The 20,304-nt window shown below is 69.7% G+C and carries 14 protein-coding genes, 2 pseudogenes and 2 riboswitches; of the genes and pseudogenes, 9 read left to right on the top strand and 7 right to left on the bottom strand.

Features of this window, described 5'->3' with window-relative positions:
* Positions 1-11 precede the first annotated feature (11 nt).
* Together GFH48_RS00080 and GFH48_RS00075 are read left to right on the top strand one after the other, a co-directional pair.
* Entirely contained in the window at positions 12-179 is a 168-nt protein-coding gene (locus GFH48_RS00080; protein ID WP_153286256.1) for a hypothetical protein, read from the top strand.
* 86 nt (positions 180-265) lie between these two features.
* Positions 266-436 (top strand): annotated as a pseudogene (locus tag GFH48_RS00075) (DUF4430 domain-containing protein); the annotation flags it as partial.
* On the opposite strand, the gene GFH48_RS00070 reads toward GFH48_RS00075, so the two are convergent.
* Positions 433-1,344: a cobalamin-binding protein gene (locus tag GFH48_RS00070; protein WP_153286255.1), complete on the bottom strand. Its 912-nt coding sequence runs from the start codon at positions 1,342-1,344 to the stop codon at positions 433-435. The pseudogene GFH48_RS00075 and the gene GFH48_RS00070 sit on opposite strands and share 4 nt — an antisense overlap.
* A 147-nt stretch (positions 1,345-1,491) precedes the next feature.
* Positions 1,492-2,904: a prenyltransferase/squalene oxidase repeat-containing protein gene (locus tag GFH48_RS00065; protein ID WP_153286254.1), complete on the bottom strand. Its 1,413-nt coding sequence runs from the start codon at positions 2,902-2,904 to the stop codon at positions 1,492-1,494.
* Between the two features lie 95 nt (positions 2,905-2,999).
* Positions 3,000-3,137: riboswitch (cobalamin riboswitch) on the bottom strand.
* Between the two features lie 433 nt (positions 3,138-3,570).
* On the opposite strand from GFH48_RS00065, the gene GFH48_RS00060 reads away from it, so the two are divergent.
* From GFH48_RS00060 to GFH48_RS00035, 6 genes and pseudogenes are all read left to right on the top strand, one after another.
* Positions 3,571-6,222 carry a prenyltransferase/squalene oxidase repeat-containing protein gene (locus tag GFH48_RS00060; protein ID WP_153292636.1) on the top strand — a complete coding sequence of 884 codons (2,652 nt, stop codon included), beginning with the start codon at positions 3,571-3,573 and terminating at the stop codon, positions 6,220-6,222.
* Positions 6,219-7,175: a hypothetical protein gene (locus GFH48_RS00055; protein WP_228120184.1), complete on the top strand. Its 957-nt coding sequence runs from the start codon at positions 6,219-6,221 to the stop codon at positions 7,173-7,175. The genes GFH48_RS00060 and GFH48_RS00055 overlap by 4 nt, the downstream gene beginning before the upstream one ends.
* Positions 7,172-8,368: an energy-coupling factor transporter transmembrane component T gene (locus tag GFH48_RS00050; protein ID WP_153286253.1), complete on the top strand. Its 1,197-nt coding sequence runs from the start codon at positions 7,172-7,174 to the stop codon at positions 8,366-8,368. Before GFH48_RS00055 ends, GFH48_RS00050 begins: the two co-directional genes overlap by 4 nt.
* Positions 8,365-10,041 (top strand): ABC transporter ATP-binding protein, encoded by a 1,677-nt coding sequence (locus GFH48_RS00045; RefSeq protein WP_153286252.1) that lies wholly within the window; start codon positions 8,365-8,367, stop codon positions 10,039-10,041. The genes GFH48_RS00050 and GFH48_RS00045 overlap by 4 nt, the downstream gene beginning before the upstream one ends.
* Positions 10,038-10,862, top strand: coding sequence for an ECF transporter S component (locus GFH48_RS00040; protein ID WP_153286251.1), 825 nt, complete (start codon positions 10,038-10,040; stop codon positions 10,860-10,862). Before GFH48_RS00045 ends, GFH48_RS00040 begins: the two co-directional genes overlap by 4 nt.
* A gap of 59 nt (positions 10,863-10,921) precedes the next feature.
* A riboswitch (cobalamin riboswitch) is annotated at positions 10,922-11,095 on the top strand.
* Between the two features lie 433 nt (positions 11,096-11,528).
* Positions 11,529-12,095, top strand: a pseudogene (locus tag GFH48_RS00035) (enoyl-CoA hydratase-related protein); the annotation flags it as partial.
* A gap of 189 nt (positions 12,096-12,284) precedes the next feature.
* Here GFH48_RS00035 and GFH48_RS00030 read toward each other — a convergent pair.
* Together GFH48_RS00030 and GFH48_RS00025 are read right to left on the bottom strand one after the other, a co-directional pair.
* Positions 12,285-13,955, bottom strand: coding sequence for an MDR family MFS transporter (locus GFH48_RS00030; RefSeq protein WP_228120181.1), 1,671 nt, complete (start codon positions 13,953-13,955; stop codon positions 12,285-12,287).
* Positions 13,952-14,404 (bottom strand): MarR family winged helix-turn-helix transcriptional regulator, encoded by a 453-nt coding sequence (locus tag GFH48_RS00025; RefSeq protein ID WP_194280434.1) that lies wholly within the window; start codon positions 14,402-14,404, stop codon positions 13,952-13,954. Before GFH48_RS00025 ends, GFH48_RS00030 begins: the two co-directional genes overlap by 4 nt.
* Positions 14,405-15,796: 1,392 nt before the next feature.
* On the opposite strand from GFH48_RS00025, the gene GFH48_RS00020 reads away from it, so the two are divergent.
* A complete protein-coding gene (locus GFH48_RS00020) occupies positions 15,797-16,510 on the top strand; it encodes an SDR family oxidoreductase (RefSeq protein WP_153286248.1) in 714 nt (237 codons plus the stop codon).
* Positions 16,511-16,918: 408 nt separating this feature from the next.
* On the opposite strand, the gene GFH48_RS00015 is transcribed toward GFH48_RS00020, so the two are convergent.
* The 3 genes from GFH48_RS00015 to GFH48_RS00005 all read right to left on the bottom strand — a co-directional run.
* Positions 16,919-18,649 carry a PA14 domain-containing protein gene (locus GFH48_RS00015; RefSeq protein ID WP_153286247.1) on the bottom strand — a complete coding sequence of 577 codons (1,731 nt, stop codon included), beginning with the start codon at positions 18,647-18,649 and terminating at the stop codon, positions 16,919-16,921.
* A gap of 277 nt (positions 18,650-18,926) precedes the next feature.
* The gene (locus GFH48_RS00010; RefSeq protein ID WP_153286246.1) at positions 18,927-19,559 is read right to left on the bottom strand and encodes a DUF6000 family protein; all 633 of its coding nucleotides are present in this window, start codon (positions 19,557-19,559) and stop codon (positions 18,927-18,929) included.
* A 227-nt stretch (positions 19,560-19,786) separates the two neighbouring features.
* A partial coding sequence (locus GFH48_RS00005) for an AfsA-related hotdog domain-containing protein (RefSeq protein WP_265590158.1) occupies positions 19,787-20,304 on the bottom strand: 518 nt, incomplete at its 5' end.

The raw sequence follows: 20,304 nt of genomic DNA, 5'->3' as shown, positions 1-20,304 counted from the left end.
TGCCACATGACGTGTCGAGAGGGACCACGCTTCGACAGGACACCGCCCACGCGGAGTTCACACGGCGACTCCCCAACGACAGCCCTCCGTGCACAACGGCCAAGCCCTGGTTCGTCCAGCAGCTCCGCACCATCGCCCACGCCGTCCAGGACGCCGCTGAACAGTACGTCCTCGCCTGAGACGACGCGGCCAACAACTCCAGGCCCTTTGGCTCAGGTGGGTGAGCCACATTCCCACCTCGCGAACAGGACGTCGCGCCTTGGTGACCTCCTACGCGTCGTTCGACGACTACTCGGTCGACACCATCAAGAACGTGAGCGGAGGCTCGTCGGCGTACTGGAACATCTCGGTCAACGGCACTCCCACCCCAGTCGCCGGCTGCCAGTTCGAGATTCAGGCCGGCGACAAGGTCGCCTTTACCTGGAAGGCACTCTAGAAAGGCCGGGCCTCGGCAGCTGTCACGGGCTCCCCGGCCCGCACCCCGTGCAGTACGTGGGCCAGCACCTCCACCCCGCGGACCACGCGCGGTCCGGGGCGGTTGAAGTACGCGGGGCCGTCCAGGACCCACACCCTGCCGGTCCGGACGGCCGGCAGTTCGCTCCATCCGGGCAGCGAGGTGAGCAGATCGGATTCGCGCAGCGTGCGTTCGGGTGCGGACCCGCAGGGCATGACGAGGACGACGTCCGGATGCGCTGCCCGGACGTCGTCCCACGTCATCGGCTTGGTGTGTTCACCCGGTGAGGCCAGGAGCGGTTCGCCGCCGGCATGGGTGATCTGCTCCGGCACCCAGTGACCCGCCGGCCACAGCGGGTCGAGCCATTCGACGGCGACGACGCGGGGGCGCGGCCGGCCCGAGGTCAGCCGGGCCACCGTGGCCAGCCGGGCCGACAGCTCCGCCGTGTGTCGTTCGGCCCGCTCGCGGACGCCGAGGAGGTCGCCGACGGTGACCAGGCACCGCAGGACGTCCTGGAGGGTGCGGGGTTCCAGGCTCAGGACACGCGTGTCGGCGTCGAGGAGGCGAACGGCGCTGCTGACCTTCTCGTAGGAGACGGCGCACACGGCACACAGGTCCTGAGTGAGCAGGACGTCGGGGCGCAGTGCCGCGAGCGCTCCGGTGTCGAGCGTGTAGAGAGAGGATCCGGAGTGTGCCGAGCCGCCGACGGCCTCCGAGATCTCGCGGCTGGTGAGGTCATCGGGGGTGAACCGGGCGCCGGTCACGACCGGGATGGACGCCACCGCCTCCGGTGGCCAGTCGCATTCGTGGGTGCGGCCGACCAGAGCTCCCAGCAGGCCCAGTTCGGCGACGATATCGGTCGCGGCGGGCAGCAAGGAGACGATACGCATGCGGCGACTGTAGGCGGTGCGCCGCCGTGTGCTGCGTCCCGCGCCGATTGAGGGCTTGGCGCCCCGTGCGGCATGGCACCCACACGGCCGGGCCGGCCGGAAGCACCTGGTCGGCGCCTCCGGCCGGTTCCGACGCGATCGGACCGGTCAGGCGCCCCAGCGCACCGCGATCGTGTCGCCGACGTTGATCACCTGCTGGCGGGTGGCCGCGGCGAAGGAGGAGCCGTCGACGCTGACCTTCCAGGTGTTGGAGCCGCTGTTGGCCTTGCCGTTGACCGTGGTGATCGTGCCGGTGCCGGATGAGGGCGTCACGCCCGTGACGCAGCCCGCGGGTGTGGCTGCGCTCGTCGCGGCGTCGAGCACAGCGCCGAGTGTCGTCGTCGTGCCGGTAGGGGTGAGGGACACCGAGCACACCTTGAGGCCGCCCGCGCCGTCGTCGACGGTCAGCGCCAGCTTCGTCGCCGTGCCCGAGGTGAAGGTGCTCTGGCCGACCCACTGCGGTGCGCCCGAGGTTACGGGGGTCGGCGGGGTGGCGGTGAAACCGCCGCCCGCGACGGCCCGCAGACCGTCGACCGACGCGTACGCCGACGGGGTCGTGTCACTCGGCAGGTACTTGAAGCCGCCGCCCGGGTTGAACTGCTGGGCAATCAGGAAATCGACGGGTGTCTTGCCCATGGAAGTGAGGAAGTCACCGGTCTGCGGGTTGATGCCGCAGGCGTTGAGTCCCGAGACGGCCCAGCCGTTGGAGTCCGTGTTGACTCCGAACATGGAGTTGAACGCGCCGCTGCCCGCGACCAGTTTGCCCTTGAGGAACGTCTTGGCCTGGACGATGTCGGTGTCCGTGTTGGGGACCCCGGAGACGCACAGCGCGGCCATCGCGGCGCCGGTCATGTCGATGTCGCTGGTTGCGGCGAGTTGGGTCGCGTTGCCTTCGGCCTTGCTGTAGTTCCAGCCGCCGTCGTTGTGCTGGTTGGCGCGCAGCCGGGCGATCATCGAGTCGCGCAGGGACTGGGGGATTCGCTGCCCACCGGCCTGCGTCTTGGCGCCGTTGAGGGCCAGGGCCGCGAAGACGGTTCCGTTGAAGTTGGCGGACGGACCGAAGTAGCCGGCCTCCGCGGTCTGCCAATAGCTGTAGATGTCGGCGACCAGGTTACGGGAGGCGGAGACGCGGGCCGGGTCGATGCCTGCCGCGTATCCGTTCAGGGTGGCCCGCTCGTAGTCGGTCACTACGGGGGTGGCCGACGGCCACGCGGAGGTCGCCAACAGGTTCCGGTAGACGGTTCTCGCGTTCTTGCTTGCGTCGCCGCCCGGCGTCACATCCACCGCCGCGGTTCCGGCGCTGGCGAAGGCGCTGAAGGCCCACTCGTTGGACAATCCGGACCCCGCGTACGAACCATCCGCGGCCTGGAGCGACTTGAGATACGTCACACCGTTCGTCTTCGATGTGGCGATCTGAGCGGGGGTCGACGTCGCCGCCGCGGGAAGAGCGGTGAGGACGAGGGCGCCGAGGGCGGCGGCCGTCGTGAGCGTGGCACGACGGATTTTCACATGACGGGACATGGCCTGCTCCTGGGATGAGGGACGCCGGCCGGCCCCGCGTGAACCACTGAGGAAGCGGCGGGTTCGGGCCGCCGTCCAAACGCGTGGATCGGCTTCCAAAAAGAGCTCGCCGTATGGGTGTTCGGGCTCGGAACGGCCCCTCGCCGTCCCACACCGTTGCGCGTCAGCCCCGGATTCGCACCAGGTTCCCCCACATGGCAGCGCAGGACGCTACCCGACGGGCCCGCCACCCGCCAGACACACTCGGGCCGAGCCTCCGGGCACCGTGCGCAATCCGGTGCCTCCACCTTGACGCTCTCTTTGACTCGGTGTTCAATTCCGGCTGATACGTACTCAACTCCAGGGGAAGCCGGTCGAACGCCGGCGCTGACCCGCAACCGTAGGCCCGGCAACGACCGGGCGAGCCGGAACACCTGGAGCCTGATGTTCAGGGACAAACGCCGTCGAGGACTACGGCGTGGTTCGACCAGCTCTCACCGCGGTGACACCGTGTTCGGTGAGAGCCTTTGACCACGCTCGGAATCCTTGCCGGCACACGACAAGGGGCCGGGGGCCGTGGTGGGGACCGACAAGCGCACAGACCGGCGTTCGGGGAAGAGACGCATACCCGTGCTGTCCGCAGCGACGGCACTGCTCGTGCTCGCGGCCTCCGGGTTGACCTTCCTCATGGTGTCTCCCGCGGCGGCGGATCCTCTCGGGGACTGCACCGCGACCAAGGGCGCCGTCGTCGCCGTCGACTTCGGTCCCTTCGGCGGACCGGTGGAACGCGGTTGCGACACCACCCCGACGACCGGCTACGACCTGCTGCACGAGGGCGGCTTCAATACGACCGGGACCGAGCACGACGGCCCGGCCTTCATCTGCCGCATCGGCGCCGGTTCCTTCAACTCCGGCACCCAGTATCCGACTCCGGACAAGGACGACTGCGTCCTCACCCCACCGGCCACCGCCTACTGGTCGTACTGGACCGCCTCCCCGGGACAGGACGACTGGACCTACAGCCAGTACGGCGCGATGGACCGCAAGCTGGGGGACGGAGACGTCGACGCCTGGGTGTACGGCGGCACCGACATCGGCGGCAGCACCGGACAGCCCACGTTCACTCCGGACGACGTACGCGCCGGCGGCACCGACACCCCGGACCCGGGGAACACGCCCACCGGCGCCCCGGGCGACGTCGACCTGGCGGCGGCCGGCGCATGGCTGAAGGGCAGTCTCGTCGACGGTGAGCGCATCGTCGACGACGGCGCCGACACGCCGAACCACCTGCTCACCACGGAGACGGCGTACGCCCTGGCCGCCGCCGACAGGAAAGACGCAACCGTCAGCAAGATCGCGGCGTTCCTCGCCGCCCACACCGATGATTACGCCTACCTCGCGGGCAAGGACGAGGCCCCCGACGCCACCGCCGCCGCCCGACTCGCCCTCCTCGCCGAGATCACCGGCCAGGACCCGACCGGCTTCGGCGGCCACGACCTGATCGGCGACCTGAAGAAGAACGTCTGCGCCGCGGGCCCCGAATCCGGTGAAGCCACCCCGGGCTGCACCGCAAAGGGAGACTTCCGCAACGCGACCTATGCCGACGGCCAGGCCCTGTCCGTTCTGGCCCTGCTGCGCGCCGGCGTGACGCCCCCGGCCGACACCGTCGAACGCCTCACCCAGGTCCAGTGCAAGGACGGCGGCGTCACCAGCATCCTCATCCGGCCCGGCGAGTACTGCGACGGAGACCCGGCCACCACCGGTCTCGTGGCGCTCGTCCTGCAGAAGGCCGGTGGTCACGATGACGAAGTCGCCGAAGCCCGCGTATACCTGAAGAAGGCCCAGCGCGAGGACGGCTCGTTCCCCGGCTACACCGGCGCCACCACCGGCAGCGTCGCCGCGACCGCCTACGCCGCCCAGGCACTGCGGGCCCTCGGTGACACCGGCCGCGCCGACTCGGCGGTCGGCTGGCTGTCGCGGCAGCAACTCGTCGGCGGTGGTTTCGGGTTCGAGGAGGGAGCCACCGACCCCGCCCTCTACCCGACCCCGCCTGCGGTCCTCGCCGGGGCGGGCACCAGCCTGGTCACCCTCACCACCAAGAGCAGCGACCCCACCGAGCCGCCCACCAGCGAACCCCCCACCTCCCAGCAGCCCACCGGCCCGGCGCCAGGTGACGGCCCCGACCTGAAGAAGGGCGTCGCCTACCTCACCAGCGCCGCCAACCTCCGGCAGGGCCAGTACTACACCACCGGAACCGGCTCCTCCCGCGCGGACTTCGGGCTGACCATCGACGGTGCCTACGCGCTCGCCGCCACCGGCCTGAACAACGCCAAGCTGCGCGGCATCGTCGACTTCCTCGACAAGGGCGGCAAGGACGGCGAGGGCCGCACGGTGCAGGACTGGACCGGCAGCGGCACCCCCTACGCGGCGGGCGGATCCATCGGGAAGACCGCTCTCCTCGCCGAGGCGGTGGGCCGTGACCCGCGCGACTTCGGCGGACAGGACCTCATCGACGCCTTGGACAGGGCCGTCTGCACGAAGCCGAGCACCGCGCCCGACCGTTCCTGTGCCGCCAAGGGCGCCTACACCTACGCCCCTTCGGTGTTCTCCCAGTCCCTCGCCGTGATGGCGCAGCTCCGCGCCGGCGAGAAGACGGCAGCCGAGGAACCGATCGCCTACCTGGAGAGCCTTCAGCACGACAACGGCGCCTGGCCGAGCCTGATCCCGTCCACGAACGACTTCGACGTGGACTCCACCGTCATGGCCGCCATGACCCTGGACCTGGTCGGCGGAGACACGGCGGACAAGGCCGTGGACAAGGCCCTCGACTGGATCGCCTCGAAGCAGCTGGCCGGCGGAGGCTTCCCCGGCGCCGCGGGCGACTCGGTGAACTCGGCCGCGCTCGCGGTGCAGGGACTGTCCCTGGATGCCGAGTCCTACCGTGCCGAGATCACCGAGGCGCGCAAGTTCCTCGCCGGACAGCAGAACGCCGACGGCGGCTTCAACGTGGCCAAGGACGGCCAGCGCGGATCCGACCTGCGGGCCTCCACCCAAGCCGTCGGCGGTGCGACGGGCATCTCCTTCGGTGTCCTGGTACGCGACCTCAGCGGCACGTCCGCGCAGCCCACCCCAAGTCCCAGCGGCAGCCTCCCGGAGATCATCACCCCGGGGGACACGGCCGGCTCCGCCGGTGGCACCGGGGGCACGGGGGGCGGCGTGCTCGCCTCCACCGGTGCCCAGGTCAGCGCGCTGGCCGGCATCGCCCTGATCCTCGTTCTCGCCGGCTGGCGCACCGTCGTCGCCGCCCGCCGCCGTGCCGACATGGGAGGTCGCCCGTGATCTCGTCGTCCATTGCCCGTACGGTGGCCCGCGCAGCGGCCGCGCTGGGGCTCGCCGTCGCCGCCCTCGGTGCGACCGGCGCCCCGGCCGCCGCGGACCCGCAGCCCATGGGCCGCTGCACCGCCTCGTCGGGAACGGTCCTGGCTGTCGACTTCAGCCACTGGGGCGGTCCCATCCTGCGCTCCTGCGGCACGACGCCGACGACCGGGTACGAGCTGCTCAACCAGGGCGGCTGGCGCACCACCGGCACCGGGCACGACGGCCCGGCCTTCATCTGCCGCATCGGCTACAGCGGATACAAGGGGGGAAAGCAGTACCCGACGGCGGGCGAGGACAGCTGTGTTCTGACCCCGCCCGCCTCCGCGTACTGGTCGTACTGGCACGCCGACCCCGGATCCCGCGACTGGCAGTACAGCCAGCTCGGAGCGATGCTCTACAAGCCGAAGCCCGGCAGCGTCGACCTGTGGATCTTCGGCGGCACCAACGTCGAGGGCACCGAGGGTCGGCCGAAAATCACCCCCGATCAGCTGCGCGCCCGGAACACCCGTCCGCAGGGCGACGCCGGGAAGCCCGCCTCCACGGCCAAGGCTCCCGCCGTGCCGCCGGGCGTCGACACCGGTCCCGCGCCCGAAGGGCAGCCGAAGCCCGAGCCCACCAAAACGGCCAAGGCCAAGCCGGATCCGAAGCACACGCCGAAGAAACCGTCCACCAAGCCCAGCAAGGCCGCGTCACCGAGTGCGAGCGTGAGTCCGGGCAGCTCGCCGAGCGCCTCCGGCGCGGCCGTACCGTCCGCCACGGCGAGCGCGCACACCCGGATCGTCAACGCCGCGCCCGCCGCGGACGTGGCACACGACACCGGTTCCCTGCTGCCGGTGGCCGCGGGTCTGTCCCTCGTGGTGGTCGTCGGCGGAGCGGCGGTGTTCGTCGCGCGCCGGCGCCGCCGCACCGAGTGACCGCCGTGGAACGCACCACCGTGAAGGCGACCCCGCCCGTGTCCGGTCCCGCACCGGACACGGGCGGCCGCCGCCTGCCCCGCACCCTGCACCCGCTCGCCTGGTGGATCTGGGCGCTCGCGCTGGCAACGGCCGTCAGCCGCACCGCCAACCCGCTGCTGCTGTTCCTCGTCCTGGCCGTGCTCGGCTACGTCGTCACCGCCCGCCGCACCGAAGCGCCTTGGGCCCGAGGCTTCAAGTACTACCTGTACATGGCGCTCACGGTCGTCGCGATCCGGGTCGTCTTCCGGGCCGTCTTCGCCACCGGCATCACCCCCCGCGACCACTTCCTCTTCTCGCTGCCCCACATCCGCACCCCGGACTGGTACGCGGGCATTCAGATCGGCGGCCCGGTCTCCCTGGAAGCCGTGCTGTCCGCCGCTGCCGACGGACTGCGCCTGGCCTGCATGCTGTGCTGTATCGGCGCCGCCAACACCCTGGCCAACCCCAAGCGGGCACTGCGCGTTCTGCCCGGCGCCCTGTACGAACTCGGCGTCGCCGTGACCGTCGCGGTCAGCGTGGCACCCCAACTCGTCCAGAGCGTGCAGCGCGTCTCCCGGGCCCGCAGGCTCCGCGCCGGGCGCAACAGAGGTTTCGCGGCGCTGCGCGGCATCGTGGTACCCGTCCTGGAGGACGCCCTCGAACGCTCCCTGCGCCTGGCCGCCGCCATGGACTCGCGCGGATACGGCAGAGCGGGCAGCGCCACGCACCGCTCCCGCCGCCTCACCGGAGCACTCATGCTGCTCGGCATGTGCGGACTGTGTGCCGGCGCCTACGGCCTTCTCGACGCGACCGCGCCGTGGTTCCTCGGCCTGCCCGCCATGGCGTCGGGCGCCGTGTTGTGCGTTGGGGGCCTGCGCATCGGGGGCCGCAGGGTCACCCGCACCACCTACCGTCCCGACCCGTGGCGACTGCCGGAGTGGGCGGTCGCGGGCAGCGGCGTGCTTTCGGCGGCGCTGCTGTTCAGCAACCTCGGGTACGACGCGGCCGAACTCAACCCCTCCATCTACCCGTTGACGTGGCCGTCCCTGCCGTGGGTGCCGACCGTCGCGATCCTGCTCGCGGGCACGGCGGGATTCCTCTCCCCGCCGCCCGCCGCCGCAACCGGTCCACGCCCCGAACAGCGGCACACCCAGAAAGCCGACGCGACGTGATCACTTTCGACCAGGTCACCGTCCACTACGACGACGCGACCGAACCCGCCCTGCGCGAGGTCGACCTCACGGTGGAGGAGGGCGAACTCTGCCTCGTCGTCGGCCACACCGGCGTCGGCAAGTCCACCCTCCTCGGCGCCGTGAACGGACTCGTCCCGCATTTCACCGGCGGCACCCTCTACGGACGCGTCACCGTGGACGGCCGCGACACCGCCCACCATCCGCCGCGCGAGCTCGCCGACGTCGTGGGCGTGGTCGGCCAGGATCCGCTCGACGGCTTCGTCACCGACATCGTGGAGGAAGAACTCGCCTACGCCATGGAGCAGCTGGCGATCCCGGCCGCCACCATGCGCAAGCGTGTCGAGGAGACCCTCGACCTGCTCGGCCTCGCCGACCTGCGACACCGGGCCCTGCACGAACTCTCCGGCGGACAGCAGCAGCGCGTCGCCATCGGCTCGGTCCTCACCGCCCACCCCCGCGTCCTCGTCCTCGACGAACCCACCTCCGCCCTGGACCCCACCGCCGCGGAAGAGGTCCTGGCCGCCGTCACCCGCCTCGTGCACGACCTCGGCGTCACCGTCCTCATGGCCGAACACCGCCTCGAGCGCGTCGTCCAGTACGCCGACCGCATCGTCCACCTGCCGGGCGAGGGCCGGGTGGTGGGCGGGCTGCCCGCCGACATCCTGCGCAACTCCTCGATCGCGCCCCCGATCGTCGAACTGGGACGTGCGGCAGGCTGGTCCCCGCTGCCCCTGTCGATCCGCGACGCCCGCCGGGCCGCCGCCCCGCTGCGCACCCGGCTGGCCGGCCGCACCCCCGTTCCCGCGCGGCCGCGCCGCGCCGCCGAGGGGTCCCCAGCACTCACGGCGCGCGGAGTGACGGTGAGCTATCACGGCGTTCCCGCCGTCCGGGAGGTCGACCTCGATCTGCGTAGCGGGGAGGTCACAGCCCTCATGGGCCGCAACGGATCCGGCAAGTCCTCGCTGCTGTGGGCCCTCCAAGGCTCAGGGCCCCGCCGGGCGGGAAGCGTGACGGCGGACACCGGAGACGGAGCCACGAGAGATCCGCACACCGTCTCCGCCGCCGAGGCACGCCGCATCATCGGCCTGGTACCCCAGACACCGGCCGACCTGCTCTATCTGGAAAGTGTCAAGCAGGAGCTGGACCAAGCGGACTCGGAGTCGCGCAGGTACGAGTCGGACACCAGCGCGGTCGGCGCGGGGGAGAGGGCCCGGGCGATCCTGGACCGGCTGGTACCGGGCCTCGACGACCACACCCACCCGCGGGACCTGTCCGAGGGACAGAAACTCGCCCTGGTCCTGGCCATCCAGCTCTCCGCCGCTCCCCGGGTCCTCCTCCTGGACGAGCCGACCCGTGGACTCGACTACCGCGCGAAGACCCAGCTCATCGGCATCGTGAACGCGCTGGCGTCCGAGGGGCGGGCCGTCGTGATCTCCACCCACGACGTCGAGTTCGCCGCCCGCGCCGCGGACCGGGTCGTGGTCATGGCCGAGGGGGACATCGTGGCCGACGGGCCGACCGCGGAAGTCATCGTCGCCTCCCCGGTCTTCGCCCCGCAAACAGCGAAGATCCTCTCACCGCTGCCCTATCTGACGGTCGAGCAGTTCACCGCGGCGCTCGACGACACCGACGACACGAAGGCGGGAGCATGACCTCCCCGTTCGCCTCCGCCATCCGTCTCACCCCACGGGCCGGCGTCGTCATCGCCCTGGCCGCGTTCCTCGGGGCGGTCGCGTTCTTCTGGCCGTTCGTCGTGGCGCCGGGAAAGTTCGGCTCCAACTACGCTCCTCCGCTGATCTTCGGCGTGCTGCTGGTGCTCGTGCTGTGCGTGGTGCTCTCCGAGATCGCCGAGGGCGGCATCAACTCCAAAGCACTGGCCATGCTCGGGGTGCTGTCGGCCGTCAACGCGGCCCTGCGGCCACTGGGCGCCGGAACCGCCGGCATCGAGACGGTCTTCTTCGTGCTGGTCCTGGCCGGCCGTGTCTATGGGCCCGGCTTCGGGTTCACCCTCGGCTGCACCTCCCTGTTCGCCTCCGCGCTCATCACCGGCGGGGTCGGGCCGTGGATGCCGTACCAGATGTTCGGCTGTGCCTTCGTGGGCATGCTCGCCGGATTCCTGCCCAGGGCGTCCGGTCGGCGGGAGGTGCTCCTGCTGGCCGTCTACGGATCGGTCTCCGGCTATCTCTTCGGGTTCCTGCTCAACCTGTCGTTCTGGCCGTTCTCCCTCGACCCGAACAGCTCCATCGCCTACCTCCCCGGCCTGCCCTTCACCGAGCAATGGCACCGCTACATCGCCTTCGACCTCGCCACCTCACTGGGCTGGGACACCGGACGCGCGGTCACCAACTTCGTGTGCATCCTGCTGGCCGGCCCAGCCGTGCTCACCACATTCCGACGTGCCGCCCGACGCGCTCGCTTCCAAGCACCTGTGCGGTTCACCGCGTCGAAGCGCGCCGAATCCGAGTCCCACTGACCACGTTCGCCAAATCAGCCGCGTGTCGTAGTGGATTTACTAGGGCGTCCAACCATGTCCTCGTGGGCAAGACCCGCGGTGCAGGGAAGCCGGTGTGAATCCGGCACGGTCCCGCCACTGTGACCGGGGAGTACGTCGTCGAGCAGGACGCCACCGAAGAGCAGGATGCCGGGAAGGTGGACGGCACGCGTTGATCCGGGAGTCAGGATACCGGCCGCGGTTTGTTCCGTGTTTTCCACGAGGATGGAGCAGACACGCAGGGCACCAGTGTGCGCCCATGACCCGACCCGCAGGCCCGGACCGTCTTCGCGTGCTGAACTTCCCGCACGCGCAACGGACACGGTGTCCGTACCGATGCCTGTTGTGCCGGCGTCGCGCACCAGGCGTCGAGCCGCTTCCGTGCTGGCGTACGCGATCAGAGCTTTCTGAACGTCTCTTCGCGTCATACGTCGTCCCGCGTTCTCTCGCGCGTACAGGGCGCTGCCCGTGCGTGCCGATGAGCGACGCGCCATCCCCGGATCCCACCTGACGAGAGCAGGCACTCATGGTCCGTGAACACGACCACGCCCCGGTACGCGAGTTGAACCACTTCATCGGCGGCAAGCACACCCCCGGAACATCGGGAACGTACGCAGACGTCTACGACCCCTACGGGCGAGGTACAGGATGCAGCCGCAGCAGTACATGGACATGTACCTCAGCGACTGGTTCACCGCCTGGGACCGACTCGCACAGCTGCGTACCCCCACCATCGCGGCCGTCGCCGGGTACGCCCTGGGAGGGGGCTGCGAGCCGGCGATGCTCTGCGACATCCTGCTCGCCGCCGACACCGCCGTCTTCGGCCAGCCGGAGATCAAGCTCGACGTGATCCCCGGCATCGGCGGCTCACAGCGACTCACCCGGGCGGTCGGCAAGGCCAAGGCCATGGAGCTGTGCCTGACCGGGCGCACGAGGGACGCGACCGAGGCCGAGCGCGCCGGACTCGTCTCCTGCGTCGTGCCGGCCCAGGAACTGCTGGGGGAGGTCCTCGCCGTCGCGGAGACCGTCGGAGGCATGTCGCTGCCGGTGGCGATGATGGCCAAGGACGCCGTCGGCCGGGCCTTCGAGACCACGCTCGCCGAAGGTGTGCGCTTCGAACGCCGTCTGTTCCACGCCGTGTTCGCGACCGCCGACCAGAAGGAAGGGATGGAGGCCTTCATCGACAAACGGCCGCCGGACTTCAGCCACCGGTGATCAGGGCGCTCGCGCGTCGGACCGCACCACACCACGTGACAGCGAGACCAATGCCGGGTGGTGCGGCCTGGAGCCGGTACCTGCTACGCGGGGATGGCGTCGGAAGGTGAGTGGGTCCCGGAGAGAGCGCTGAACGCCGTGGGAAGGTATGGCGGTCCTCCCACGGCGTTCGGTCTGCATGCGGTCTTCCTACTTCGCCTCGCTCTCGGCCGGGTCCTTGGTGAAGGCCGCGGCCGTGGTGCGCAGCGGCACCTCCTTGATGAAGAAGGCCAGCACGAAGGCGACCACCAGCACCACTGCGCCGACCAGGAACGCCACCGTGACCGCGTTCGTGAAGCCGACCTTGAAGGGGTGGGCGAGGACGGGGTCGAGGTGGCTGAGGAACGACGTGTCGTTGAGCGTGCCGACGGAACCGGAGGACGCGGATGTCAGCGTCTTGAGCTGGTCGGGGTGGGCCTGGGCCGCGGCCTGGAAGGCGGCTGTGCCGCGTGCGTCGGAGAAGGCGTCGCTGATCTTGTCGCCCACCACGGAGTAGACGATCGACAGGAACACGGCGACACCCGCCGTGCCGCCCATCTGCCGGAAGAACGTGGTCGACGAGGTGGCGACGCCGATGTCGCGCGGCGGTACGGCGTTCTGCATGGCCAGCACGATGGTCTGCATGTTCAGACCCAGACCGGCGCCGACCACGAACATCGAGATGTCGGCGTAGAGGAGGCCGCTGTCGGCCGTCAGCCGCCAGAGCATGAGCATGCCGATGACGAGCAGTCCGCCGCCGATGATCGGGAAGATCTTGTACCGGCCGGTGCGAGAGGTGATCTGGCCCGCGACGACGGACAGCGCCATGATGCCCAGCACCAGCGGGAGGGTCAGCAGACCCGCCTTGGTCGGGGAGTTGCCCTTGACGAGCTGGAGGTAGAGCGGCAGCAGGGTGATCCCGCCGAACATACCGATACCGATGATCGTCGACTGGGCGGCCCCGACGGCGAACACACCGTTACGGAAGAGCCGCATCGGCAGCAGCGCGTCATCTCCGGCGCGGTGCTCGGCGAACAGGAAGCTGACGATGCCGAGGGCACCGATGACGTAGCAGACGAGCGAGGAGGTGGAACCCCAGCCCCACGTCCTGCCCTGTTCCGCGACGATCAGCAGGGGTACGAGCGCGACCATGAGCGAGATCGCGCCCGCGAAGTCGATGCGGTGCTCGCGCCGATTGTGCTCCAGGTGGAGGACCTTGGCCACCACGATCAGCGCCACGATGCCGATCGGGACGTTGATGAGGAAGATCCAGCGCCAGCCGTCGATGCCGAGCAGCGTGTTCTGACCGGCCAGCGCGCCGCCGACGACCGGGCCGAGCACGCTGGACGTGCCGAAGACGGCCATGAAGTAGCCCTGGTACTTCGCCCGTTCGCGCGGCGGGATGATGTCGCCGATGATCGCGAAGGCGAGGGAGAACAGGCCGCCGGCGCCTATGCCCTGGAAGGCGCGGAACGCGGCCAGCATGTACATCGAGGTGGAGAGTGTGCAGAGCGCCGAGCCGGTGATGAACACCGCGATGGCGAAGAGGAAGAAGGGTTTGCGTCCGTACTGGTCGGACAGTTTGCCGTACATCGGGGTGGCGATCGTCGAGGTGATGAGGAACGCGGTGGTCACCCATGCCTGCGCGGTCAGCCCGTTGAGGCTTTCACCGATCTTGTAGATCGCGGTCGAGACGACGGTCTGGTCCAGAGCCGCCAGGAACATCCCGAGCAGAAGTCCGGACAGGATCACCATGATCTGCTGGTGGGTGTAGCCGGTTCTCGGCGCTTCCCCCGTACCGGCCGGGCCGATCTCGGCGGACGCGGCACTGGTGGAACTCATGCGGTGGTCTCCTCCTGGCTCACCGGCGGACGGAAGCCCTTCCAGTCCTGGGCCGCGAGCGCGGTTTTGTACGTTTCGAAGTCGTCGATGAAGCGCACCAGCAGTGCGGCCAGCTTCTCGCGATCATGGTTGTCCCATGCGTGGAGCATTTCCTCGAAGTGCGCGTCGCGCGACCGTGTCCGGTCGGCGACGGAGCGCCGGGCCTTGTCGGTGGCCACCAGCTGGCAGGCGCGGCCGTCATCGGCGTCCGAGCGTTTTTCGAGGAAGCCGTCACGTACGAGTTGCGCCACATGACGGCTCACGGTGGAGGGGTCGGAGTCGACCAACTCCGCCAGCTTCTTGACGCGCATGGGCCCGTGTTTCACCAGCACGCTCATCAAGATCTGGACCGACCAGTCGATGTCGTCGCGAGCCCGGTCCAGTAGCTGCGCGCGGGTGCGGATGAACATCCGCATGAGGCGGTCGACGCCCTCGGAGAGTTGCCGGATGGACTCAGGGCCCTCGGACTCTCCAGGTGACGTGCTGTGATCCCCCTCCGGGGGCGGATTGCCCACGTGTGTACCTCTCTTGACGTCACCAACCAGTTGCATGTGTCGCGCAACTATATGCCATCCCGGAGGGGCTCCGGAGCCGGGTGGGTGAGATGCGGTCCTCGGGGAGGGTGGGTCGTCGTGGAGGAGCCACGCGGCGGTCGTCGGTGCCGGAGCGGTCGCGTGACGGGAGGCTGTGGTGGTACCGGTGGCGGCCGTCGCACCTGAGCGCACCGGCTCGTGACCCCATCGATTGATGAGCACATCGGCCGGTGGCTCCGGTGGCTCCGGTGGCTCCGGTGGTCTCCGCGGGGCCGTCGTCGCGCACCGCTCCTCGGGGGCGGTGCGCCCCGCGCAGGGTGGGGGTCAGGGGGTGCGCCTGCGCAGTCCCTCCTCGCGGTGAGCCGGACCGCGGGCGTTGCGCCGTCGTTTTGTGGCGGGCCGTGTCGCAGCGTCCCGTTGTTCCCGCGGTCGGGCTGGAGAAGTCACCAGCCCGAAGCTGATCGCTCACCTCACAGCGGGCGGGACATCACCAACCTCCACGACACCCGAGCTCCACCAGCCCAGGAGCCCGGACCCGGCCTGCTCCCCGAAGTGCCCCGCGAGCACCACGACGTCGGTCATCGTAGGTTGGAGGGGTGGACCGGGCCGTCTCCCTCAGGGCTCTGAGCGCGACCACCCGAGGCTGGATGATCAGGTCTTGGGCGCGCCGACCTTGTTTCCTCTGGCGTGTGCGCAGAGTGGGCAGCCGTCGCCGGGAAGCTCACCCTGCCTGCTGGGATGACGGTGTCAGTGTCGTCGACGCAGGCCACACGCACGGGCAAACGGTCGCCTTCAGCGGAACGTCGCAGGATGCCGGGACCGCTGGGACCGGTCGAGGGCGGCCTGTTCTCGTCGCCCCGCTGTTGGAGGGCGGCCGGCGGCAGGCGCGGTTGGTCACCCGCCGGCTCCGGACGGTAACTGAAACGTGTGCGCGCACCGGGCTCCCCGTAGGGCCGCTTCTTCGTGACGCCCCCTCCACGAGGGTGGTCAGGCGCAACGTGAGGACGTCCGGAGCGACGCCGAGGTTGAGGTTGTCACGGAAGCCGCGAAGCGTGTCACGCTGTGTAGCGCCGCCTAGCGGAGGACCATCATGGTCCAGCGCTCCCCGACGATCTCCGGAGCGCGGGCGATCGGGCAGACCTCTTCGTGGTCGCGAACCTTCCGCGTGCTCGTGGCGTGCCGTGCGTCATGCGAGTCAGCTGCTCCTGAGTTGCTTCTCCGCACCCAGCCGCCTGTGTACCTATTCAGCCGTTCAGGGATGAGGAAATCATGGACATCAGGAATTCGGTGGCGGTCGTGACGGGTGCCAACCGTGGTCTGGGGCGGCACTTCGCGTCCCAACTGCTCGAGCGCGGCGCCGCCAAGGTCTACGCGGGCGCGCGCAACCCGTCGTCGGTCGACCTGCCCGGGGCCGTGCCGCTCGCGATGGACATCACGGACCCCGAGTCCGTGGCACGGGCGGCCGAGGTGGCCGGGGACGCGACGCTGCTCATCAACAACGCCGGCATCAGCACGCACGTCGGGCTCGCCAGTGGCGACATGGGTGACATCCGCCTCGAAATGGAAACGCACTTCTTCGGGTCCCTCAATGTCACCAGGGCCTTCGCCCCGGTGATCACGGCGAACGGCGGCGGAGCCATCCTCAATATGCTTTCCGTGCTCAGCTGGGCGCACTACCCGAACTACGGCGGCTACAGCGCGGCGAAAGCCGCCGAGCTGGCCATGACCAACGTGACACGTCAGGAGCTGGCACCGTCCGGGATCGACGTCATCGCCCTGCACGTGGGCTACATGGACACCGACATGGCGGATTACGTGGACGGCTCCGACAAGGTCGACCCCGCGTGGGTGGCCGGGCTCGCGCTCGACGGCATCCAGGACCGCGCGCTCGAAGTGGTGGCCGACGACAAGAGCCGTACCGTACGCTCCGCACTCTCCGGCGACCTCACGAACCTCTACCCGGGCCTGCCCGTCGCGCGTTGACCCTACGCCGCCGTGTCAGCGGACCGACGAGTCCCTTTGGCGTCTCGAACGCCCTCGCAGTCCGCGATGGCGCTCGCGGAGTGCGGGGCCTTGCGGACACCGAGACGTACTGCCTGCCGCGTGTGTTCGCGTGCTGGGGGGAGGCGTCACCACGGAGTTGAGTTCCGCGGCGTCGCTCGTTTCACCGGGGCCGGTCGACGTCTGTTGCTCGGACACGGTGTGTGGCGACCGACGACGACTGTTCCGGAGCCCGCCGGGAACTGTGGACCCGGCGGGCTCCGGTGCGGGCGCGGCGACAGTGGTGGCCTCGATCGTTGAGACCGACCGGGTGGGCAGAAGTCTCCGAGTCGGTCATGTGTGGCTCGGATGCGGGGGGAGCCCCTGATCGGGCGTGGCCGTCGGGTCAGGTCACGCCGTGGGCGCGGTGACCGCCATGTCACCGGCGGGCAGGGTTTCGGTGCCGTCGGACATCACACCGGTCACCCAGTAGTAGCTGGTCGTGCCGCGCCGGGCGCCGGTGTCGAAGTACTCGAAGGCCCCGGCGGGGGCCTCGTCGATCTTCTCGTAGTCGGCGGTGGCCGGGTTCCATCGGTAGATGCGGAAGCCCAGCGCGGGCGCGGACGGGCCTTCCTCGCTCGCACCGAGTCCGGACCACGTCAGACGGTTTCCTTCGGTGCCCGCTGCGGCGGAGACCTCCAGGCGCAGGGGCGAGCCTTCGGGCGTCGCCACGCTCGGTGTCATGTCGAGCTCCGTCGCGGTCACGATCTGTGCCTCGCCGGTCCACTGGAAGGCGGAGTTCCCGGCATCGTCGATGGCGTCGACGATGAAGCAACTCTCGTCGCCGTCGGGGACGGTGGTGTAGGCGTACGAGGTGGTGTCGGCCGACACGTAGTAGCCCGGGTAGAGGGAGCACACCTTCTCGTCGTCGTCTCCCCAGAGTTCACCGCGGCGGACCACGTAGCGCGCCAGGTCCGGGGTGGGGTTCGCGTCCCAGCTCACCGCGAAACCGTATTCGGTCGGGACGACGGTGACGCCGGTGACGGCGGAAGGCGGCGTGAGGTCCCTGCGCGTGCCGCTGAGGGGGACGGACCGCGCGGACTCGTTGCCCGCCGCGTCGAGGGCGGTTACGCGGTAGGAGTAACTCACGTCCTGGGCTGCCGAGGTGTCCACGTACGACACTTTGCCCGTACTGCCGACCAGGGTGTAGGTCCCCTGAGCGGTCGCCGCCCGGTAGACCCGGTACGACGCCGCTCCCTCGACCGCGCTCCATCCGACCCGCAGACCGGTGGACTCGCCGGTCGCGCTCAGTCCGGTGGGGACGGCGGGTGCGGTGCGGTCGGCGCTCACCACAGCCTGGTCGGTGGAGCCAGCGGAGGCGTTGCCCGCCCTGTCGTAGGCCCGGACCTCGTAGTAGTACACCTCGCCGCTGGCCGGCGGGGTGTCGGTGTACGAGGTGGAAGTGGTGGTGGCCAGAGGAGTGCTGCCGAAGGCCGCGCCCTTCAGACGGCGATAGACGCGGTAGCCGGCGAGGTCCATCTCGTTGTTCTTCGCCCAGCCGAGCTTCGCCTTGCCCGTGGTCTTGTCGTACGACGCCGACGCGCCCGTCGGTGTGAGCGGCTTGACCTTGTCGGCGGTCGCCGAAGTGTTCGGTGTGTAGCCGAACTGGACGTTCGCCGAGCCCGTCCAGTTGACGTAGTCCACGCGCAGGGTGTGCCGGCCTGTCGGGATCGTGACGTTGACGGTCTTCTTCGTCGTCGTCGAGCCGTTCTTCCACAGGTCGACCTTGCGGGAGTTGTCGACGTAGACCCGGATGCCGTCCTGGACGGCGACCGAGAGGGCGAAGGGGCCCCCGGAGCCGAAGTCGCGGGTGACGCTCCAGCGGACCGCGAAGTTGTTCGTCGGCAGGCCGGAGGCGGGGGCGTTGGCACCCCACTTCTCGTCGACCGCGCTGTCGCAGTCGGTGCGCTTCGGGGTGCCCGAGAAGGCGGTGTTCGCGAAGAACTGCCGTTTGTACACCGGCGAGGTGCAGGTCGTCGCGGCGGACGCGGGGACGGCGGCGACGGTGAGCAGACCGCCGGCGGTGGCGAGCACGACGGCGGTTGCGGACGCCGTGGACGTGCATCGTCGAGTTGCGTTCATTCGGCCCTCTGGTTGTGATCGGAACGGGAGTTCTGGCCCGCGGTGATCACGACTCACGATGAGCGCGGTTGGTTGTACGGATCTTTACCCATGCATGAACCCCCCTTGGGTGAGGAGTTCGTAATGGGCGTCTTGGTGAGGATTCCTGATGCTTTCACACGTGGAAGAGCTGGTCGGCGGGCCCCCTGGCGAAGGACCCGCCGATGCTGTCCGACCGCACGCGGTGTCCGACGCCCCCGAAACGGCGGGTCCGGAAACCCGTCTTCGGCAGGGGGAACTACAGCGGGCCACTTCGCCTCGGCTGCGCGTACTCGTGAGCGAGGGCACACATCTCGTCGATGTACTGCCCCAGCTTCGTGGGGGATTGGTTCCGGTCGTTGACCCATCGGTCCCAAAGCCCTTCCGGCTTCAGGAACCCAGCGGCGTGTTCGGTGTCGAGGGCGTGGTCGAGGTGGAGGAGAGCGCCCAGCGCCCATTCTTGGTCGTATCGGCACTCCGGTCGGCGGAGGTAGCGGTCCAGATAGGCGCTGAGCAGGGCCGCGTCTGCAGGGGTGCCTAGCAGTGCGAGCGCGATGCAGTACCCCTGACCTGCGTAGGTGAGTTCGCTGGCGAGCAGGAGTTCACCGATGGGTTCGCGGAACTGCTCCCGGCGGTCAAGTCCGATCATCCATGCCGCGGTGATGCGGGAGCGCCAGTTGGGCTGGAGCATGAATTCGAGTTCCGCGTCAGTGACGCTCCGTGAGTCGAGACCGAGGGCCTGAAGGAACCGCGTGCGTTCCTCGGCGGGCAGCCTGCGGAAGTTTCCGTGGAGCAGGTCCAGATAGCGGCCGGTCTCCGCGCTGGGAGTGGCGATCACGTACCGATGGAGGGTGTCGGTTCCGGGGTCGGGTGTGGGCTCAGGAAAGGACATGCTCGCATCTTGGCTGTGGGACCCGGGACGGTCCAGCGAGTCCATGTGTTGGTCAGGGCGGGTGATGTGGTGGGGCGGCTTGGGGTCGCATCTTTGGGCGGACGGTAGCCGGCGTGGGTGGGGTCTTGGTGGTGGGGTGGTGGGGATTGGGGCCGGTTGCTGGGGCGGTTGGCTTGGGGGCGGTTGGCCGAGTGTCGGGCCGGTGGTTGGTGTGGCTGGGGGTGTGGTTAGTGGGGTGTGGTGGTGATGTGGGCGGTGAAGACGGTGGTGTTGTTTTGGGTGGCGGTGATGTGGGTGGTGTGGGTGCCGGTGTTGGTCCCGGTTGTGGTGTCGGCTGCGGTTCCGTTGTCGGTGTCTGGTTCGGTCCCGTTGTCGGTGCCGGTCCTGGTGGTGGTCCCGGTGGTGTCGGCTGCGGTCCTGGTGTCGGTGGTGGTGTCGGCTGCGGTCCCGGTCCCGGTGGTGGTGTCGGCTGTGGTGGGGGTGTGGGTGGTGGTGATGTAGGTGGGGGTGTGGTGTTCGGTGTAGCGGTGGAAGGTGGCGTGGAGGGTGGTGAGGTGGGTGGGGGTGGGGTGGGTGTGGGTGTGGGTGGCTTGGCGGGCGGCTTCGAGGAGGACCATGCCGGGGATGTGGTCGGTGGTGTGGTCGAAGAGGATGGGGTGGTGGGGGTTGGGGGTGAGTTGCCAGGTGTGGGGTTGTGGGGTGGGGGTGAGGACGAGGTCGAGGGGGAGGTGGCGTCCGTAGGGGG

It is taken from the genome of Streptomyces fagopyri, assembly GCF_009498275.1.
GTDB classification, from domain to species: Bacteria; Actinomycetota; Actinomycetes; order Streptomycetales; family Streptomycetaceae; genus Streptomyces; species Streptomyces fagopyri.
The sequence above is the reverse complement of the archived record's forward strand: the minus strand, read 5'-3'. Positions and strand labels throughout refer to the sequence as shown.

Excerpts from the sequence above, each read along its gene's own strand:
- GFH48_RS00070 (WP_153286255.1), bottom strand. The coding sequence starts at position 1,344 with ATGCGTATCGTCTCCTTGCTGCCCGCCGCGACCGATATCGTCGCCGAA.
- GFH48_RS00065 (WP_153286254.1), bottom strand. The coding sequence starts at position 2,904 with ATGTCCCGTCATGTGAAAATCCGTCGTGCCACGCTCACGACGGCCGCC.
- GFH48_RS00060 (WP_153292636.1), top strand. The coding sequence starts at position 3,571 with ATGGTGTCTCCCGCGGCGGCGGATCCTCTCGGGGACTGCACCGCGACC.
- GFH48_RS00040 (WP_153286251.1), top strand. The coding sequence starts at position 10,038 with ATGACCTCCCCGTTCGCCTCCGCCATCCGTCTCACCCCACGGGCCGGC.
- GFH48_RS00030 (WP_228120181.1), bottom strand. The coding sequence starts at position 13,955 with ATGAGTTCCACCAGTGCCGCGTCCGCCGAGATCGGCCCGGCCGGTACG.
- GFH48_RS00025 (WP_194280434.1), bottom strand. The coding sequence starts at position 14,404 with ATGTTCATCCGCACCCGCGCGCAGCTACTGGACCGGGCTCGCGACGAC.
- GFH48_RS00020 (WP_153286248.1), top strand. The coding sequence starts at position 15,797 with ATGGACATCAGGAATTCGGTGGCGGTCGTGACGGGTGCCAACCGTGGT.
- GFH48_RS00015 (WP_153286247.1), bottom strand. The coding sequence starts at position 18,649 with ATGAACGCAACTCGACGATGCACGTCCACGGCGTCCGCAACCGCCGTC.
- GFH48_RS00010 (WP_153286246.1), bottom strand. The coding sequence starts at position 19,559 with ATGTCCTTTCCTGAGCCCACACCCGACCCCGGAACCGACACCCTCCAT.